Annotated in this window: 14 protein-coding genes, 2 tRNA genes and 4 pseudogenes; 11 read left to right on the top strand and 9 right to left on the bottom strand. The window is 59.0% G+C overall.

The window, feature by feature from the left end; translation table 11 throughout:
• From J2X36_RS15220 to J2X36_RS15205, 4 genes are all read right to left on the bottom strand, one after another.
• Positions 1–818, bottom strand: an 818-nt coding sequence (locus J2X36_RS15220; RefSeq protein ID WP_310351125.1) for a sugar phosphate nucleotidyltransferase, incomplete at its 3' end; no start/stop codon positions are given.
• A 6-nt stretch (positions 819–824) separates the two neighbouring features.
• On the bottom strand, positions 825–1,799 hold the full coding sequence (locus J2X36_RS15215; protein WP_310351121.1) for an NAD-dependent epimerase/dehydratase family protein: 975 nt from the start codon (positions 1,797–1,799) through the stop codon (positions 825–827).
• Positions 1,799–2,788, bottom strand: coding sequence for a GDP-mannose 4,6-dehydratase (gene gmd / locus J2X36_RS15210; RefSeq protein ID WP_310351127.1), 990 nt, complete (start codon positions 2,786–2,788; stop codon positions 1,799–1,801). The genes J2X36_RS15215 and gmd overlap by 1 nt, the downstream gene beginning before the upstream one ends.
• A 497-nt stretch (positions 2,789–3,285) precedes the next feature.
• A tRNA-Gly gene (locus J2X36_RS15205) sits at positions 3,286–3,360 on the bottom strand.
• A 201-nt stretch (positions 3,361–3,561) separates the two neighbouring features.
• Between J2X36_RS15205 and J2X36_RS15200 the strand changes: the two genes are divergently transcribed.
• The 5 genes from J2X36_RS15200 (at position 3,562) to J2X36_RS15180 (ending at position 6,209) form a co-directional block, all read left to right on the top strand.
• Entirely contained in the window at positions 3,562–4,236 is a 675-nt protein-coding gene (locus J2X36_RS15200) for a Maf-like protein (RefSeq protein WP_310351119.1), read from the top strand.
• A complete protein-coding gene (gene yacG / locus J2X36_RS15195; RefSeq protein ID WP_310351116.1) occupies positions 4,218–4,418 on the top strand; it encodes a DNA gyrase inhibitor YacG in 201 nt (66 codons plus the stop codon). The genes J2X36_RS15200 and yacG overlap by 19 nt, the downstream gene beginning before the upstream one ends.
• A gap of 112 nt (positions 4,419–4,530) precedes the next feature.
• Positions 4,531–4,606, top strand: a tRNA-Phe gene (locus J2X36_RS15190).
• Between the two features lie 663 nt (positions 4,607–5,269).
• Entirely contained in the window at positions 5,270–5,542 is a 273-nt protein-coding gene (locus tag J2X36_RS15185) for a hypothetical protein (protein ID WP_310351113.1), read from the top strand.
• 172 nt (positions 5,543–5,714) lie between these two features.
• On the top strand, positions 5,715–6,209 hold the full coding sequence (locus J2X36_RS15180; RefSeq protein ID WP_310351111.1) for an acyltransferase: 495 nt from the start codon (positions 5,715–5,717) through the stop codon (positions 6,207–6,209).
• 136 nt (positions 6,210–6,345) lie between these two features.
• Here the strand turns inward: J2X36_RS15180 and J2X36_RS15175 are convergent.
• From J2X36_RS15175 to J2X36_RS15155, 5 genes and pseudogenes are all read right to left on the bottom strand, one after another.
• Positions 6,346–7,294, bottom strand: a pseudogene (locus J2X36_RS15175) (IS481 family transposase).
• A 190-nt stretch (positions 7,295–7,484) separates the two neighbouring features.
• Positions 7,485–8,537, bottom strand: coding sequence for a class I SAM-dependent methyltransferase (locus J2X36_RS15170; protein ID WP_310351109.1), 1,053 nt, complete (start codon positions 8,535–8,537; stop codon positions 7,485–7,487).
• Positions 8,534–10,798 (bottom strand): glycosyltransferase, encoded by a 2,265-nt coding sequence (locus tag J2X36_RS15165; protein ID WP_310351107.1) that lies wholly within the window; start codon positions 10,796–10,798, stop codon positions 8,534–8,536. Before J2X36_RS15165 ends, J2X36_RS15170 begins: the two co-directional genes overlap by 4 nt.
• 11 nt (positions 10,799–10,809) lie before the next feature.
• Positions 10,810–11,916, bottom strand: a complete 1,107-nt coding sequence (locus J2X36_RS15160; protein WP_310351106.1) for a hypothetical protein — start codon at positions 11,914–11,916, stop codon at positions 10,810–10,812.
• A gap of 71 nt (positions 11,917–11,987) precedes the next feature.
• Entirely contained in the window at positions 11,988–12,458 is a 471-nt protein-coding gene (locus J2X36_RS15155) for a hypothetical protein (RefSeq protein WP_310351104.1), read from the bottom strand.
• A 707-nt stretch (positions 12,459–13,165) separates the two neighbouring features.
• On the opposite strand from J2X36_RS15155, the pseudogene J2X36_RS15145 reads away from it, so the two are divergent.
• The 6 genes and pseudogenes from J2X36_RS15145 to J2X36_RS15120 form a co-directional block, all read left to right on the top strand.
• Positions 13,166–13,660 (top strand): annotated as a pseudogene (locus J2X36_RS15145) (integrase core domain-containing protein); the annotation flags it as partial.
• A 256-nt stretch (positions 13,661–13,916) separates the two neighbouring features.
• Positions 13,917–14,711 (top strand): ABC transporter permease, encoded by a 795-nt coding sequence (locus J2X36_RS15140; protein ID WP_310351098.1) that lies wholly within the window; start codon positions 13,917–13,919, stop codon positions 14,709–14,711.
• A 154-nt stretch (positions 14,712–14,865) separates the two neighbouring features.
• Positions 14,866–16,167 (top strand): annotated as a pseudogene (gene istA / locus J2X36_RS15135) (IS21 family transposase); the annotation flags it as partial.
• The gene (istB, locus tag J2X36_RS15130) at positions 16,167–16,898 is read left to right on the top strand and encodes an IS21-like element helper ATPase IstB (RefSeq protein WP_310351097.1); all 732 of its coding nucleotides are present in this window, start codon (positions 16,167–16,169) and stop codon (positions 16,896–16,898) included. The pseudogene istA and the gene istB, both read left to right, overlap by 1 nt.
• 136 nt (positions 16,899–17,034) lie before the next feature.
• Positions 17,035–17,385, top strand: coding sequence for a transposase (locus tag J2X36_RS15125; protein ID WP_310351094.1), 351 nt, complete (start codon positions 17,035–17,037; stop codon positions 17,383–17,385).
• A pseudogene (locus tag J2X36_RS15120) lies at positions 17,373–18,182 on the top strand (IS3 family transposase); the annotation flags it as partial. The gene J2X36_RS15125 and the pseudogene J2X36_RS15120, both read left to right, overlap by 13 nt.
• Between the last annotated feature and the right edge of the window lie 92 nt (positions 18,183–18,274).

Genomic DNA, 18,274 nt, shown 5'->3' with positions numbered 1-18,274 from the left:
AAGGAGACCGGCAGCACGCCCGCGTGCCGCGTCCGCTCCATGACCGCGTAGTCGATCGAGGTCTTGGGCGCGCGTCCGAAGGCCTCCGCGTCGAGACGCACGAAGTCGAGGTCGCGCAATGCGGTCTCGAGAGCGGCTCGGGCTGCAGCGAGGACGGCGGGCGCGTGCGCCTCGAGTTCGCCGATCATCACGTCGGCGCGGAACAGGAAGTAGCCCGAATTCCAGACCGCCCTCTCCGCGATCAGGCGCTCGGCGCCGGCCCGGTCCGGTTTCTCGACGAAGCGGGCGACGCGATAGGTGCCCGGCGCCGCCTCGATCGGCGGGCCCGGGTGGATGTAGCCGTAGGCCGTGGCCGGATGGGTCGGCTCGATGCCGAGCGTCATGATGTGGCCGGCGCGCGCGCCGACGGCTGCCGCCTCGACGGCCGCGACGAAGGCCTGCGTGTCGCCGATGACGTGGTCGGCGGCCAGGATCAGAACGACAGCCTGCGGGTCGGTGCGGGCGGCGTGCAGCGCCGCGACCGCGACGGCGGCGGCGGAGTCGCGCCGCTCGGGTTCGAGCAGGATGTCGGCGGGGATGCGGGCCTCGGCGAGCTGCTCGGCGACGATGAAGCGGGCATCCGCGTGGGTGAGCACGGCGAGGCGGCCGAAGCGGGTGCCGTCGGCGACGCGGGCCGCGGTGTCCTGGAAGGTGGAGGCGTGCTCGCTGACGAGGCGGGAGAACTGCTTGGGCATGCTCTCGCGCGAGGCCGGCCACAGGCGCGTGCCTGAGCCGCCGCACAGGACCACGGGGAACGTCAAAGTTGTTACATTCGTCATCCGACCTTAGCCGTCCATTCCATAACTACGCCTAGCGGCCGCCAATGTATCCGAGAGAGTCTGTTCCCATGCGATGGAAGGTGACCAGCCAGTACTTTTTCTCAACCTTTCTGAGTCGCCTCGGGCGGTTAGGACTTCCGATGGGCGTTGGCGGTCTGGCGCTTTTACTACTTCGAATTGCACACGGGCCATACATCTTAGGTCCTGCAAAACGCTGCAAATTGTCCTCGGAATACCGCTTGCTACGTTGAATACCGCTCCGTGTTCAATGAAATTAGATCTTTCAATAATATTCGAATAGGCGCGAGCCACATCACGAACGTCCAGGAAGTCACGCCTAGCATCGAGATTTCCGGTTTCTAGTCGGGGCGGCACTAAGCCAGCTTCGATCCGGGCTATCTGCGCTGCGAAAGAAGCAACGACGAATCGCTCGTCTTGATTTGGACCAATGTGATTGAAGGGACGCAGAACAATGAGACGGATGCGGCCCCCTGCGAAAATATCCGCCAGCATTTCCTCGCCCACGCGCTTCGTTCGCGCATAGCTTCCAACCGGCTCGAGAGCAGCATCTTCCGTGAGAGGCTCACCCGAAAGGAAAGCACGCCCATAAACTTCACTTGAGCTTATAAAAATAAACGTAGTACTGATGACTGTTGCAAGAAGAGCTTCTACGAAATGAAATAAATCAACAACATTTGATTTCCACGTCGCCGCAGCCTCGTCCGCGGCCCGCCCTACTGAGGCTTGAGCCGCAAGGTGAAGAATATGGGTTGGCTGGAAGTCGGCAAGCTGCGAACGAAGATCAGCTTGATTGCCCAGATCTAAGGGAAAAAACTTCACACGTGCAGGTAAGTTGGACACCGCTCCTCGGCCGACTCCCAGCACATCAAGCTTGCCTGACTCCGCGAGTTTGCAGAGCACGTGGCGTCCTACGAAGCCCGCCGCCCCGGTGACGAGCACACGGGAGGCACCATTTAACATCAATTTGCGCCTGTAATGCGTAAGCGAGCGATGTCCGCCTCCACCATCTCTTCAATCATCGATTCGAGAGAAATTTCCGCCTTCCAGCCGAACGCAGCACAGGCTTTCGACGGGTCTCCAAGAAGCACGTCTACTTCCGCAGGACGGAAAAGTTTTGGATCTATCACCAAATGCTCATCGATGTTCAAGCCTACGTGTCTGAAGGCGATTTCGCACATAGCGCGGACCGTAGAAGTTCGTCCGGTCGCGATAACGTAGTCACCGGGCTTTTCCTGCTGTAACATCATCCACATCGCTTTAACGTAATCGCGAGCGTGGCCCCAGTCGCGTTTAGCGTCAATATTGCCAAGGCGGAGCTCACGTGCAAGTCCAAGCTTGATGCGGGCGACCCCGTCCGTGACCTTGCGTGTAACGAATTCGACGCCCCGAAGTGGGCTTTCATGATTGAACAAAATTCCGTTAGAAGCGTGCAGCCCGAAACTCTCGCGGTAATTAATGGTCATCCAGTGAGCGTAAAGCTTAGCTGCACCGTATGGCGACCTGGGATAGAACGGGGTACTTTCGCTCTGCACGTCCTCTTGAATTAACCCGAACATCTCTGAAGACGAAGCCTGATAATAGCGAGCCTGAGGCCGAAGCGTACGTACGCATTCCAGCATATTCACTGCCCCAAGACCTGTGATCTCGCCGGTGAGGATCGGCTGCTGCCAGGAAGCGGTCACAAACGACTGAGCTGCGAGGTTATAAACTTCGTCTGGCTGAACCTCCTGCACAATTCGAGCTAAGCTCGACAGGTCAAGAAGGTTTCCGTCGTGCAACTCGATCGCTTCGGCGATTTTTAGCCATCTAAGTCGATGATCGAATACACCCGCGTGGCTGGAGCGGCGCACGATCCCGTGGACGGAATATCCTTCCTGAAGCAGAAGTTGGGCAAGGTAAGCCCCATCCTGCCCTGTCACTCCTGTGATCAACGCTCGCTTTTTGCTCATCGTCATGCCTGCTTTCTGAGTTGGAAGGCTGCTACGATTGATGCCGCATCCTCGTCAAGGCCACATCGCGGCGAAAGTAATTGCCCCAATGCTGTCCGCCAATTTGCAAGTGCGAGTTATCGACCAGAGGGGCAGTGACAGAAATCGGGATGAGCCAACTTTTATTTAGCGCTCTTTATGCAAGTTTGACGGCTCGGATTCAATCTGATGCAAGACGAGTTCTCAGCTTGCAGCAAGCTATCGGCGCGTCTGCGCTATCTACATTTTATAAGGCAGCCAGAATAATTGCGAGATCAGCGGACCAGCGCACTAACTTCAAATTTCGCTGGAGTCACTTCGCGTTTCGCAATGGGTTTTTGCAAAAGTTCGGAAGTGAATATCAGTCGAGAAAACGAAAAGCGCCAGACTCTTCAAATTAGCCAGCTACTGATGCCGAATCTCATTATTCTTTATGTTATGCAAATCAAGTTTTTAGCCGGCGAACTTCTATCTAATCGTGGAGCGGGCGATCGGGATCGAACCGACGACATTCAGCTTGGGAAGCTGACGTTCTACCACTGAACTACGCCCGCCAGCGCGGTACTGCATACTGCGCGGCCGCTTTTTCAGCGGCTTGAGCGAACCATATCAGAGTGGAGACGTTTGTCCACGGCTACGTTCCGACCTCCGTTTGGATCGGCCATGGCGCGTTCACTTTGTGCAGCCATTGCAGTAGGGCTCCGGGCATCAACTGTGGGTGCATGGCTCACGTGAGAGGGCAGCAAGAGGAAATCATGGACGCGACATCTTTGCTTGAAGCGTCAGCCCCTCAGGCTCCCGCCGACACTTCCCGGGTTACGCGATTAATCCTAGCCTCCGCGTCGCCACGCCGCCTCGGCCTGCTTCAGCAAATTGGGATTGAGCCAGATGCCCTGCTGCCTGCCGACATCGACGAAGCGCCTCGCAAAGCGGAATCACCGCGTGAGTGCGCGCGTCGCCTTGCTCGCGAGAAGCTAGCTGCCGCGCAGGAGGCGGTGCGCCGGAGGGAGGATATGCGCGGAGCTTGGATCCTCTCGGCCGACACGATCGTCGCAGTCGGCCGCCGCATTCTTCCCAAACCCGAAGTTCCAGATGAAGCCGCTGACTGCTTGCGTCTGCTCTCAGGCAGGCAGCATCGCGTCTATACCGCAGTAGCGCTTTTGTCCCCTAAGGAGGGACGGCGCGAGCGGATTGTGGAGAGTCGCGTTCGCTTTAAGAGACTTTCCGGCCGAGAGATACAGGCGTATCTCGCTTCCGGCGAATGGCGCGGCAAGGCAGGCGGGTACGCGATACAGGGCCTTGCCGGCTCCTTCGTGGTCAAACTCGTCGGCTCGCATAGTGCGGTCATCGGGCTTCCGCTTTACGAGACAAGCAACCTCCTGGAGGGAGAGGGCTTTCCCATCCGGGAGCGATGGAGCGCGCTGGCGTGAAGGAAAGTTCGAGGGAGGCATGCCGCTGCCCGATTTGCGGGCGGCCGTCTATGACCGTCTACAAGCCCTTCTGCTCAGAACAGTGCGCCGACATAGATCTCGGGCACTGGCTCAGCGACCGTTACGTGATGCCAGGATATGCGGACGAGGACGATGATCGCTCGCAGCAGCGAACGGAGTAGGCGTTTCAAGCCATCGAAAAACCCATAGCTGGCCGCACAAGGAGGCTGGACAGCACCGTCGGCACTCACTATACCCCCGCCTCAGCCGATGCCGCCAAGCGGCACGGCGGTCGCCCAGGTAGCTCAGTTGGTAGAGCATGCGACTGAAAATCGCAGTGTCGGTGGTTCGATTCCGCCCCTGGGCACCATTCTATATCCTCTAGAGATCAGCAGCTTAGGATCGCTTCATCCTGAGCTCTTACTGCGGCCTCGGCTGTCAGTTACCGCGAGTCGGTGGCAGCCTATTCCGCGCGTTTGCGATGGACTGAGCGGAGCTCGGCGACGCGGCCCCACTCCACGACCGCGCTCCGGTTGCAGAGCATAGTCGTCGCCATCTGGGTGTGAATCGCGGTGCGCATCACATTGGCCGGCGCGGCCCCTTCTCGAACGTTTCGGAGACAGCCCCTGCACGGCTGTCCATGCTCCAGACCGCGTTGGGTCAGCCGGGCGCGCGCGGTCTTGCGGAAGGTTCGGGAGAAGTACGCCTTCTTCGACGGTTGGCCGGAGGGCTCGTCGAGGACGAGCGGGCCCACGGCGCGCGGCAGCTCGGCAAAACGTCCGGGTAGATCCTGAACGGGCGACCGCCGCCAGGACGGGCCTCCCGCGAGACCGCGGAGGCGCGGGCCGCTCGCGTGGCCGCCCTGGCCAAGCGCGCCGCACCGCGAGTGATGTACAGCGAGGCTATGGCTCGCGAGTGCGAGCGGTTCCGCGAGCGAGAGCAGCGGCGGCGCTGGGAGATCTGGGAGGCGGACCTGCGGTTGCGGGAACGCCGGCCGCTGCCTAACTGGCGCTGCGCGGGCTGATCCTGCCGGATGGCGCGGCATGAGATGCGTGTGCAATCATCCCTTCTCTTGGACGCAACGGATGGTTCTGCCATCCTGCACAGCGGCCCGGCCAAGGTCGGCGCGATCGTCAGCCCCGCGGGCCTTCCCGTGAAATGGGTCGAGCTCGACCGCCCTGGCGGCAAGATGGAGATTTCCGATCCGAAGGACGGCGGGCTGCTGCCGGCCAGGAAGCCCCGCGGCTCGGCCGGCGACGGTTATATCCCGCTCGTCTACCATACCTGTTCTCAGGCAGCAGCCTGAACAGTGAACCGTGCTGCCTGAGCCGAGCGAAGCCCCTCATATAGCCGCGCGTGCAACTTAAGTGGACGTCGGCCCGGTTCGGCGATAAGCATGCTGCGACTGAGTTCAAGCTGGTTTCAATATTGTGTCAAAATTTTCAGCCGATGAGGCGAGACAGCTCGTTGACGAGCTCATGCCATATATCTCTGAAAGAATGATGGCGGCCCCGACAAGTTGGGGCGGCTGGGAAAAAGTGCATATTGGCAAGTCGGTGAGCATGGTGAATACGCTATGCAACGCATCCTGTGGGGACATCTACATCGGAGATTTCACCTTCTTTGGGCATAACGTATCGCTTCTCACTGGAACTCACCAAATTTCTGAATACGGAGAGGCTCGTCAGAAGGCTGTGCCGGGCTCCGGGAGGGATATTCATATTGGCACCGGGGTCTGGGTCGCATCGAACGCAACGGTTATTGGCCCCTGCCGCATCGGTGATAATGCCGTGATTGGCGTCGGAAGTGTTGTAATTGGCGATGTGAAGGCTGGCTGGTTCTATGCAGGAGTACCGGCGCGCCCGATCAAACCCGTCGGCCCAGAATACTCGAGTGACAATCATCAAGGTACCCGGCGTAGCATCTCTAGCAGATTGCGCGAAATGCTGCTTAATTTTGCCGAACGGCTTTAGCCAATGCGTACACGAGACGGAAGATTTGGCGAAGCGGGCGCGCCATCCGTCAACGAGAAGAGCCAGATCTAGGCTCTAGAATGCACCTGGCCCGCCCAGCCGGTTTGCCCAAGCCATTCCGGGCCCAGACCTAAAACTAGATGTTCGGTCCCGGCGTGTGGTGTGACCGATCGAACCTGAAGCGTTCAGGCTCTTTCGTCCAAGTCTGGCAGATGAACTCGAAGGGCGTGAGGCCGCGCAGGGTCTTGAGCCGGCGGCCGGAGTTGTAGGCGTCGACGAACAGCTGCAGGTGCTACCGCAATTCGTCATGGCTGGTGTAATGGTAGCGCTTGACCGTGGCGTCCTTGATGGTGCGGTTCATCCTCTCGGCTTGACCGTTCGTCCACGGGCAGCGCGGCCTGGTCAGGCGATGCTGATCCTGGTCTGCTCGCAGGCCCGCTCGAAAGAGTGCCAGCGGTAGATGCGCGGCTCGTCACGCTCGGCCCAATAGGCTGCCGCTTTCGCCTCGGCCTCCTCGTCCACCGGGTGGTTGTCGGTGAACTGAATGCCGTTATCAGTCAGCACCGTTTGGATCGTGTACGGCACGGCGGCAACGAGATCGTGCAGAAAGGCTGCCGTGATCCGCTGGGTTGCCTTCTCGTGCAGCTGGACGAAAGCGAACTTGCTTGTCCGGCCGATGGCCACGAACAGGTGGAGCTTGCCCTGTTCCGTGCTGACCCGTGCGATGTCAATGTGGAAGTAGCCGATCGGATAAGCCTTGAAGCGCGAGCGCTTGGGCTTGTCGCCGTCCACATCCGCCAGGCGGCTGATGCCGTGACGCTGCAGGCAGCGATGCAGCGACGAGCGGGTTAGATGCGGGATCGTGGGCTGCAGTGCGTAGAGGCAGTCGTCCAGCGGCAGCAGGGTATGCCGCCGGAAGGCGACGACGACTGCCTCATCCTCGACGCTCAGCACGCTGGAGCGGGGCTCCTTCGGTCCCATCCGCGCATCCGTGCTGGTCTGGCGTGAGCGCCACTTCTGCACCGTCGTGGGGCTGATGCCGTACCGCTGAGCGGCCGCTCTACGCTCTCTTGACGAGCTTGGATTGCCCGACGGACTGCCTTGTATCTCTGAACTGACCGCTCGCAGGCCCAAAAAGACAATGGACGCCTCGGATGGCACCGAGACGTCTAGAATTCTAAGAACAAGGTGCCGAGAGCCCTGCCCCCCCCGCGCAGCGCGCTATAACTTACCTACATCACGGAAGGTAAAGAGCAAATAGTGGCTGGTAAGCGCCTAACGATACAGCACCCCATATAACACACCTTCAGACGAAGCGCTCGCTAAATTGCGCCCTATTGGCCGCAACGTCGCGAAACTATCCTGAGCAAGCGGCGCTTCGAATCGAAGGCGAATTGGCTGGACGTAACTGAACCAAGAATATAGATCCTCAACCGAAGCGACATTTTCGCAAGACAGTTGAACAGATCCCGACCACTCGTGCCGCAGCATGATAGGGCAGATCTCCCGTGCACCTTTCGGCACAAGTACATTGATTTCCCAATTATCGCCTTGACAGATGAAATGATCATCTTTGATTATAGGAGTTTCACGAGCTTTGATTTGGTCGCTATCGAACGCGATAAAATTGAAATTTGTCTTTCGAAAATCTTCGGGGTCGAGAAGTGGCCCATTCGGTAAGGAATCTAGTCTCTGGGCGCTAATGAAGAAATCGTAACCATTCTCAGGATACTCCGAACCAATCTGCGCGGTGCGGATGCGGAAGCCAGCCTGTCTGAGCAAAGCAAGCCATTCATTCGGTCCAAAGAAATACGGATGTTCTGGATTGACCTCCCAGCCAAACGGCACAGCCATACATAAATTTCCACCTCCAGCTAGTACTCTCCGGATCTCCGAGAAAGTCGCTGGAAGATTGAAGCTGTGCTCGATACAGTGGGACGAGAATACGGCATCGAAGCCGCTATCCTGAAAAGGAAGAACGTCATTGAAACCATGTTGGAAAGTGAAGGAGTCAATGCCAAGTGATCGCGCAAGCGCTTGCGACGATGCCACGCTACTCGGGTCGACGTCTATGTACTGGTAAACGTATTTCCGATCCGCAAGAAAACGCACCAGATCTTCGAAAAGATTACCACCGCCGATGTCTAGAACGCGCGATCCGTTGGGAATAAATCGCGCGGCCTCTTTCCAGCGGTCAATATAAGCGGAAAACCGCGTGCGAATGTAGGCATCTACATCACCATGCTGCCGCTTGACGTTCTCGAACCATCGCGCAGTCATCTCCGCCTGACGCACACCGAACGTATCACGATCTGTCGTATTGGTCATCGCTCACCCGCTAAATATTGCTGATAGCCAAGACCATCAGAAGCAACATCGGCACCTGGATCGGTCTTAATGCTGATTGCGTCAATCATTGCTAGGACGCCATCCCTCATGGCGGCGTCTGAAAAACGTCGCTCGTAGTCTCGCCGGGCGGCTGCACCCATACGTGCTCTCAAATCAGGATCGTTGATGAGGCGAGCGATAGCTTCCTCCAGGGCGGCCGTATCACCGACTTGGACCAAGATACCGGATTCGTCATGCGTTACCACCTCCGGGATGCCCCCAACGTCGCACCCGACCACCGGCTTGCCGAACATCATGGCTTCCAAGAAGATCAGGCCGAAGGACTCGTACTTTGATGGTGCAACGAAAATATCGCACGAGCGATACTTCCGCCGCAGTTCATCCTCATCCACCCTGCCGTGGAACACGATTCTGCCCTTGCTTGTAGGATCGAGACCGTTGGCCAGAAACTCGTCCTTATAAGTTGTGCCATCCGAACGGGGGATTGTGTCGTCTCCCACGATGTCGATCCTTATGTCCGGAAAACGCGCAAGCAGCCTCGGTACCGTTTTCAGCAGAACATCAACGCCTTTGCGAGACTCAAGGCGTCCGACAAAAAGGATACGGAGTTGTGGGGACGCATCCGATCTTTCAGCACGAACCTCCGCGCTCCAATCCTCCAATCCGAGAGGCACAAAGCCAACCCGGTCAGCCGGAAGGCTGATATCGTAGGCGCCCTCAATATCGCGCGCGATTGCCCGACTAATTGAGTGCAGAATCGTTGCGCGGTCGAGAAGCAAGCGCTCCATAGCTATGATTGGATCCCCAAAGGTAGCCATCCAAGCTGGATCGGCACGGCGTTGGGGCTGGCTTTCGAGCCAAAACTTCATCGTTGTCTGCAGCGCTACGATGGTTGGGAAGGAGCTCTCAGTCACAAAGGCTATAGCTTCACAATCCCACAGAGGGCAGTATACCGCATCCACACTTGAACGTGCGTTTATCGCCGTAACAGCGTCGAGCATCGTACGGGAATAGCTCCAGATATGCCCCGGTATCGGCAGGCTTCCGATTAAGTTGGCACCAGTATGTGAATGGTGCTTGATGGCCAAGCGGTGAACCCAGACATCGTCCTCAAAGTCCACGGACTCGATACCGCGTGCCTTTGTCAAGACGTGGACGTGATGGCCAGCCGCGCCGAGTGACCTGGCAAGTTGATGCACGTAGCGCGCAATCCCGCCATTCTGACCAGGAGGGTAATCCTGCGTAACGAAGCAGATCTTACGCCGCTTGGCCGGCGGGAGTATAGTCGCAAACGGAACAAAATCTGCTGCATGGCTCGCCAGGGTTTCGGATGATAAAATTTTGCGTTCTGCTCTGGCACGCTCGAGTCCGTCGGCGATCGCTGCGTCGGCCTCCTGCCGAAACCTTTCTAAATCTTCCTGAGAGTAATGCCCTTCGGCGATCGCGGCTTTGATGCCTCTTTCCCAGCTGGACGCATCTGCAAGCCCCGCCGAAACAGCGTCCCGCAAGCTGTGATGACACTGCGCATTTTTGATAGCGAAATAAACGCGATTTTTGATCAGAGGATACCAATTACGAACGATACGCTTGACGTCCCTACTCTCGCTTGGTGCGTACTTGTGATGTACGAAGGCGTTCGATAATTGCGCGATCGTACCGCCCGCGTCATTCAGGCGGCAGCAGACATCCGTTTCATCAAGAAAATACTCGTATTCCTCATCGAATCCCCCAATAGAAAGGAGGGCCTCTCGACGGAATGAGCAATTTGTACCCAGAAGATGCGGGTGCGCCGGCGAAAATGGAAAGTTGAGGTGTTGTGCCGGGCCAGCCCAATTCTCCCGAGGGCGAGCGAGACGATCAGTCGTCACATATCTTGCTTGAAAGCCAATGCCCGTGTGGTCGTAAACGTGCCCGCCCGCCGCGGCGACGTCTGAATCGCGGTAGGCGTGCGCGAGATCGGACAACCACTCTGGCTCAGGCACCGCGTCATCATCGATGAATGCGACAACCTCGCCGGACGCGAGCGCGATGCCAATGTTGCGTGACTTAGATAGGTTGCGGTCGGGGCATAACGCGATCTTGATATCAGCGAAGCGCGAAACCCATTCGACCGTCCCGTCCTGCGTCGGGCCGCAAATCACGCAGACTTCGAACCGATCGTAGGTTTGAAAACGAAGGCTCCTCAACGTGCGCTTGATGAAGTTGACTCGTCCATTGGTGTTGATTACAACTGAGATCAAGGGTGAACGCATTAGGTCTTCACCTGCTCGGCGGTTATACGAAACTCATAGCAGAGTCCGTTAGGCCGTGAATGATAGTCTACGGCAACACTGGCAAATCCGCTGCGCTGTAGCGAAACAGTGGTTGTATCAGTCGTGACAAGATTCAAATGAAAATCGCCTTCGTATTCTTGCGCTCCGAATAGCACTTCTCTGAATGCTTCAAACGACATGGTGCGATCTGAGACCGCCTTGAGCATGGCAGCACCGTCCGGCGCGATAATCACCAGCCGGCCGCCTGGGGCTAGCAAGCTCCGCCAATATGGCAGAATGACATCCTCCAAGTTCCGTAGGCTGAAGTGCTCGACAATGTGAGACGCAAAAATTTCAATCGCACTGCCTGGATCCACCGGAATATTAGTAGCCTCGGCGACAATGTCGACACCAGGCAAATCGCGACGATCGACGTTAATGTAGCCGTCCAGCGGTATATGTCCGCAGCCGATATTTAATCGAAAGCCTTGTGCAAGTTGATCTCGAATCTTTTCAGGGGATCGTATCTTAGGCTCAAAGCGATCCGGAGCGTTCTCGGAGCCTCGAGATTTTAGCACGGTGGCTTGCAACTCGTAGAATATTTCGCGACGCACAAACTCGAGGCGACCTTCTACGTTCCTGAGCTGCTGATTGTAGTCGGATCTCAATTGTTCGTTGAGCGCTGTAAGGCCGCTCTCAGCGTGCCTTGAAGCACTGGCTACTTCTTGATGAAGTGTATCCAGTTCTCTCAACGACCTCGCAGTCTTCTGGCCGACTCCATCAATCTCTATCTGTGACTGGTTCAATTCCTGTTGCAGTCTGCGAACCTCGGCCATTAACACCGCAGGATCTATTGCTGTTAAAGAAGTTGTATGCTTAGCTAAGATGCGCCCCTGCGAACGAAGGCCAGAGGCGAGGACTTGAGCGGCTTCATCAGAGTGAGCTTTGGCCTCGAGTAGTGCGGTCTGTATCCGCGCCTCCCACCGCTCACCGGCAGCATTGACAGCTTGCGAGATTAATGCACTCGTTTGATGGAGATTATCCTGCCTACGTTGCTCCTGAAGTTCGGACCAGGCATGAAAATTTTGCCTGATTGCAGCTTCCATGCGGTCGCTCAACCGAGCAGTGTTGTCGAGCTTGGGCCGTCTGAGCAGGCGCGACAGCAATCGGCTCAACATCACAGGCACCAATCGAGAGAGTTCCGGCGAAATATTACTAATTCTCGCAATTGCACCTCAACTCGATCGGGCACCCAAAGACGGACTTCGACATCGTAAGCGTCGTTCACGATTTCAAAGTCAATCGAAACTAGTCCTGCTATTCGTGTCATCAATTCCGAAGCTGGGATTGACTGCTTGCTGATCTCGTGATTTCCATAATCAGAAACGACATCCATCGTCAGCGTTCCAACATCTATGCTGCCGAGGCGGCGTATATACAAACCCGCTGTGTACTCGCCAGACGCAAGGGAAGTATATGGCCCGTGACAAATAAAACCGGCGGTCCCATTCGTTATTCGGGACCCATCTGGCTGATTAATTCCTGCCAATGAAGGAAGAGCGCTGGCGTTTACTTTCATGTAGGAGCGCACGTGACTTCCCTTTTGTAACAAGAGCAGTTTTTGACTTATGGCGGCTTCCCCGCCCATGTGTATTCGGCGCCGCACGTGCGGGGAGGCGTGCGATTGCTGACGCGTATATCCTAGGATTGAGGCGGGCACTAGACGCCATCCAGGCGATCGAAAGGGGGCCAGTGCCCGGTGTCGGTGGGTCGTAGGAAAGGGCTTATGTAGTTGGCCCTTTCCATTGATGTACGGCATGGCACCGCCTTCCCAGACGCAGCCAGCGCATTCTGGCATCGAGTGGTCGCACGTTATGAGACCAGGGTGACCAGTTGCGGACGGCTTTGCAGGCAGTATGCCCTCGATGTTTAGGTTGTACCTGAGTGTAGAGGTGAGTTACAATCTTCGCACAGGATTGAGGCTTTGACCGACCTGATCTTGTCGTTTCATCGAGCGCAAACATGGTGTCTATCTACGAGCTTTGAGCACCTTTCGCGACTCTTTCCCAGCGAGGTGTTTGCCCTTAGGTATGGCTTTCTGGAAGGCCGAGGTCCTGCACCCAGACGCGTACGAGGCTGCGCGGAAGGTCGTGGCGCTCGGCCAGGCCGCGCAGCGTCTCGCCAGACAGATACTCCTGTACGACCTCACACTTAAACGCGATGCTGGGGGAACGATGTTGGGCCGTGGTCTTCATCCTCTGAAAACCCAGCGAACCGGTCTATCCGCCCCGCCGGAACCTACCTCCCTCACGGGCCCACTGCACAGCCGGGTCCTTTTGCTTTGCCGATTCCGAGCCGAACGAGCGCTGGTCGACCGACTTCGACTCCGACGTGCTCTTCGACGGCCGCCGGTTGCGGTCCCTGACGGTCGTCGACGCCTTCGCGCGCGAGGCTTGGGCGATTGAGGTAGATCAGGGCATCAAGGGTGAGCAGGTGGTGGCCGTGCTTGCCCGCGTGGTACTCCTGCGCGGAGCGCCAGGTGCAATCCAGGTCGATCACGGGCGTGAGTTCATCTCGAGGGCGCTCGACCGCCGGGCCTACGAGAACGATGTCACGCGGGACTTCTCGCGACTCGGCAAGCCAACCGACAATGCCTACATCGAGGCGTTCAATGGCCGCCTGCGGGCAGAGTGCCTGAACGCCTCATGGTTCCTGTCGCTGGCCGATGCGCGCGAGCGTATCGAGGACTGGAGGTGCCACTACAACGAGGACCGACCCCACACGGCTCTGGGCGGCTTGACGCGTCGAGCCTTCGCCAACCAAGCTGTCAGTGCTCGAGAACTTGCATAGGCCTTGGACCACAAACCGGAGCAGCTCCATGAGACCCGGAGGCACGCCGTTCGGTAGGACCAAGATCCGGCGGACCATCAGGCTTCGGCGCTTTGCTGATCGACGGTCAATGCCTCAGTCGCTAGCCAGCTCTGTCCTGTGCACTCATTGGCGCCGCTCTCATTAAAATGCACCCGTCCAGCCGCGGACAGTTCACATTTCGGTCGCGATTTTAGGCGATCCAGCGGCTTGCCTCTGAAGCCCTCGCGAGAAGCACATGAGCGCTGGCCAAAGCGTCGCCAGTTCGACCAAAAGACCGACAGAAGCCTACTTGCGCGTGCTTCACGCACTAATGCTGCGTGACATGCGCACCAGATTCGGCGGATCGCATCTCGGCTACGCGGTCGTGGTCCTATGGCCAGTTGTTCATGTGTTTGTTCTTGTGTCAATTTATGTTTTTCGCAAGGTTCCCGCACCCCTTGGAGAAAGCCGAGCTTTATTTTTTTCTACTGGTGCGGTAACAGTCCTGATATTTCAGTATATATCGAAGGAAGTTATGAAGGCTGTTCTAATGAATAAGCCGCTAACTTATTATCCGCAAGTTAAAAACTTTGATGTTGTACTTGCTCGCGTTCTCGTCGAAATTATCACTGGCTTCCTTGGGCTTTTGACAGTAATGTCCGCCCTTGTTGTGCTCGGCGTTAATCCCATACCTGCAGACCCGATAGTTGCCATTGCTGGTTACTGCGCGGCGATTGCACTGGGTATTGGCATCGGCACGATCAACATCGGTATTGTTGCCTTTTTTCCGGGATGGTTAATTGGGTATCAACTTTTTAATATTCTTATGTATATCGCCAGCGGAGTTATTTTTTTACCCCATTATCTACCGAAACAAATATACGACATATTGAAATATAATCCAGCTATGCAAATAGTAGAGTGGGTCCGCTTAGGATACTACCCTAATTCAAACATGCATGTTGATTATATGTATGTAATGCTTTTTTCTTTGACAACTCTCTCTTTAGGACTTCTATTGGAACGCGTGGTAGTACGTAAACGCGTGTAGGCGGTGTTTTTTGGCTTAAATGACCTTGACCTGACCGGCTGGTTTTGGACCGGGCTGATTGCGAGGATCAGCCAGGACCGGAGGAGCTGGAGATGAGGGGAGGACAGAGGCCGAGTACCGAGCAGGTGCTGCTGACGCTGCGCCGGATCGAGGTGCAGACAGCCCAAGGCAAGAGCAGCGCGAACGCCTCAGCTACCTGCGCCTGTTCGAAGCCTTGCGCGAGGAGGGTTATGCCGGCGGCTACGATGCGGTGCGCCGCTACGCTCAGCGCTTCTTCACCGAGCGATCAGCAGGGGCTCAGGGCGTGTTCGTCCCACTCTCCTTCGCGCCGGGCGAGGCCTACCAGTTCGACTGGAGCCATGAGACCGTCCGGCTCGCGGGCACGACTGTCCAGGTCAAGGTCGCCCATGTCCGGCTCTGCCACAGCCGCCTGTTCCTGCTTCGCGCCTATCCGCGTGAGACCCAGGAGATGGTGTTCGATGCCCACGAGCACGCCTTCCGGTTCTTCGGGGGCTCCTGTCGTCGTGGCATCTACGACAACATGCGCACGGCCGTGTCGGCGATCTTCGTCGGCCGGCAGCGCACCTTCAATCGCCGCTTCCAGCAGCTGTGCTCGCACCACCTCGTCGAGCCGACCGCCTGCAATCCGTGCGCGGGTTGGGAGAAGGGACAGGTCGAGAGCCAGGTGCGCACCGCGCGTGGCCGCTTCTTCAAGCCGATCCTGCGCTTCGAGACGCTGGCCGAACTGAACCACTGGCTGGAGGAGCGCTGCCTGGCCTGGGCTCGGACCTCAGCTCACCCCGTGCAGAAGGAGCGCACGGTCTACGCGGTGTTCGAGGCCGAGGATCAGCCGGCCCTGATCCCCTACCGCGGCGCCTTCGACGGCTTCCACGAAATCGAGGTGGCCGCCTCCAAGACCTGCCTCGTGCGCCACGACCACAACCGCTACTCGGTGGCAGCCCGAGCCGCGAACCGGCGCGTGCAACTGCGTGCCTACGCTGACCGGATCGCCGTCTTCCTCCATGGCGAGCTCGTCGCCGAGCATCCCCGCTGCTTTGGCCGCAATCAGACCATCTTCGATCCCTGGCACTACCTGCCGGTGCTGGCTCGCAAGCCCGGGGCCCTGCGCAATGGCGAGCCGTTCCGCAACTGGGACCTGCCTGCCGGTCTGGCCGAGATCCGGCAGCGCCTGAAGCTGCATGCTGATGGCGACCGGCAGTTCGTCGAGATCCTCTCGGCAGTGCCAGAGGCGGGCTTGGAGGCAGTCGAGCGAGCCTGCATCGCTGCGCTGGCGGCTCGCCTGTTCAGCGCTGACGCCGTGCTCAACCTTCTCGCTCGGAGCCGTGAGCCTGACCTGCCTGAGCCGGTGCTGACGCCGGCCTCCCTGACCCTTGGTCTGGAGCCGACGGCCGATTGTGCCCGCTACGACAGCTTGCGCCAGGCAGGACGCCTGTGATGGAGCGGCACACCGTCCTCGAGCTCATGGTCAAGCTGAAGCTGCGGGGCATGCGCGCGGCCTACGATGAGGTGATCACGGCCGCTGCCAAGCGCGGGCACGCGCCTGAGCGGGTCGTGGGCGACCTCCTGGCCGTGCAACTTGCGGATGTGCAGAGCCGAGCCACGGCCTACCGCATGGCCAACGCCAAGTTCCCCGTCTTGAAGACGCTGAGCGAGTTCGACCTGGCGTCCACGCCGATCAATGCCGCGCTCGTGCGCGACCTGCATCAGGGCAACTTCCTGACCGACAGCCGCAACGCCGTGCTGATCGGCGGCACGGGCTCGGGCAAGACGCATCTGGCGATTGCCATCGGGGCGAACTGCGTGCGGGAGCGCGAGGCGCGGGTGCGCTTCTTCAACACGGTCGACCTCGTCAATCAGCTCGAGGCGGAGGCACGTGCCGGCAAGGCTGGCCGGCTGGCGTCGCAGCTCGCGCGCGCGGATCTCGTGATCCTGGATGAGCTGGGCTACCTGCCGTTCCCGCGAGCGGGCGGGCAGATGCTGTTCCACCTGATCAGCCGGCTCTACGAGCGCACCTCCATGATCGTGACCACCAACCTGCCCTTTGCCGAGTGGCCGAGCGTGTTCGGCGACGCGAAGATGACGACGGCCTTGCTCGACCGTCTGACGCATCACTGCGATATCCTGGAGACGGGCAACGTCAGCTGGCGGCTGAAGACCCGCGGCTGAGCGGCAGCCTTGGCAGAGCGTCGCCGGATCGCTGCGTGGGTCCCTTTTGGACGCCGATCTGGAGTGGGCCCCTTGGGGTGGACGGATTGAGGAAGGCTGATTGACCGGTCTGACGGGTCTTCGGAGGATGAAGACCATGGCACGGCACCGTTCCCACAGCGTCGCGTTCAAGCGTCAGGTGGCGCAGGAGTATCTGTCCGGCGAGACGCTGCACGGTCTGGCCAAGCGCCACGATCTCTCGCGCAACCTCGTGCGGGTCTGGGTACAGAAGTACGAGGCCGGCGCCCTCGACGAGGACGCGGCGGCGGCGGACACGATCCAGGCTTACGAGGCGCGCATCGCAGCCCTCGAACGGCTCGTCGGCCGGCAGGCGCTTGAGCTTGAGTTTCTAAAGGGGGCACTGCGCAACGGACCGCTGCCGAGAAGCGAGCCTACGTCCGTGATCACCGGCCCGGCGGCCTCAGCCTCGCCGCGGGATGCCGGCTGATGAGGCTGGCGCGCTCCACCTTCTACGACGCCCCGACCCAGGCCGTGGACGAGACCGCCCTCGTCGAGGCCATGGCCGCGATCTGCGACGCCTTCGAGGCCTATGGCTGGCGCCGCGTCCAGGCGGCGCTGCGCCAGCAGGGTCTGGTGGTGAACCACAAGAAGGTCCGCCGCCTCATGCGCGAGCACGCCCTGCAGCCGCGCGTCCGACGCCGCTACGTCGCCACGACCGACAGCGATCACGGCGGCCCGATCTTCCCCAACCGCGCCAAGGACGTCGTGCCGGATGGCCCGAACCAACTCTGGGTCGCGGACCTGACCTACGTCGCGGTGGCGGGCGGCTTCGTCTACGTCGCGATCATCCTGGATGCTTGGTCGCGGCGCGTCGTGGGCTACGCTCTCGGCCGCTCCGTCGACGCCCGCCTGACCGTCGCGGCCCTGCGCGCGGCGATCATGCAGCGTCGGCCGCCGCCTGGGCTGATCCACCACACGGATCGTGGCAGCCAGTACGCGGCCGAGGCGTACCGTGCGGTGCTGGCCGAGCACGGTCTCGTCGGCTCGATGGGCCGACGCGGCAATCCCTACGACAACGCCAAGGCCGAGAGCTTCATGAAGACGCTCAAGGTCGAGGGTGTGTACCCGCTGGCGTTCGAGAGCTTCGCCGAGGTCGCAGCCGAGTTGCCGCGCTTCATCGAGGAGATCTACAACACGCGCCGGCTGCATTCGGCACTCGGCTATCTCAGCCCTGCTCAGTTCGAGGAGCACCACGCCCGACAGACGGTCAAAACTGCCGCCTGACAACGTCCACCTTCAAGGGCCCACTCTAATGCCGGGTCCCGTTTGAACGCCGATTGACAATAAAGGGGTTCACACGGGCGTTGAGTAGCCCC

The organism is Methylobacterium sp. BE186, assembly GCF_031457035.1.
GTDB lineage: Bacteria > Pseudomonadota > Alphaproteobacteria > Rhizobiales > Beijerinckiaceae > Methylobacterium > Methylobacterium segetis.
Note: the sequence above shows the minus strand (reverse complement) of the source record. Positions and strands in the feature narration are given on the sequence as shown.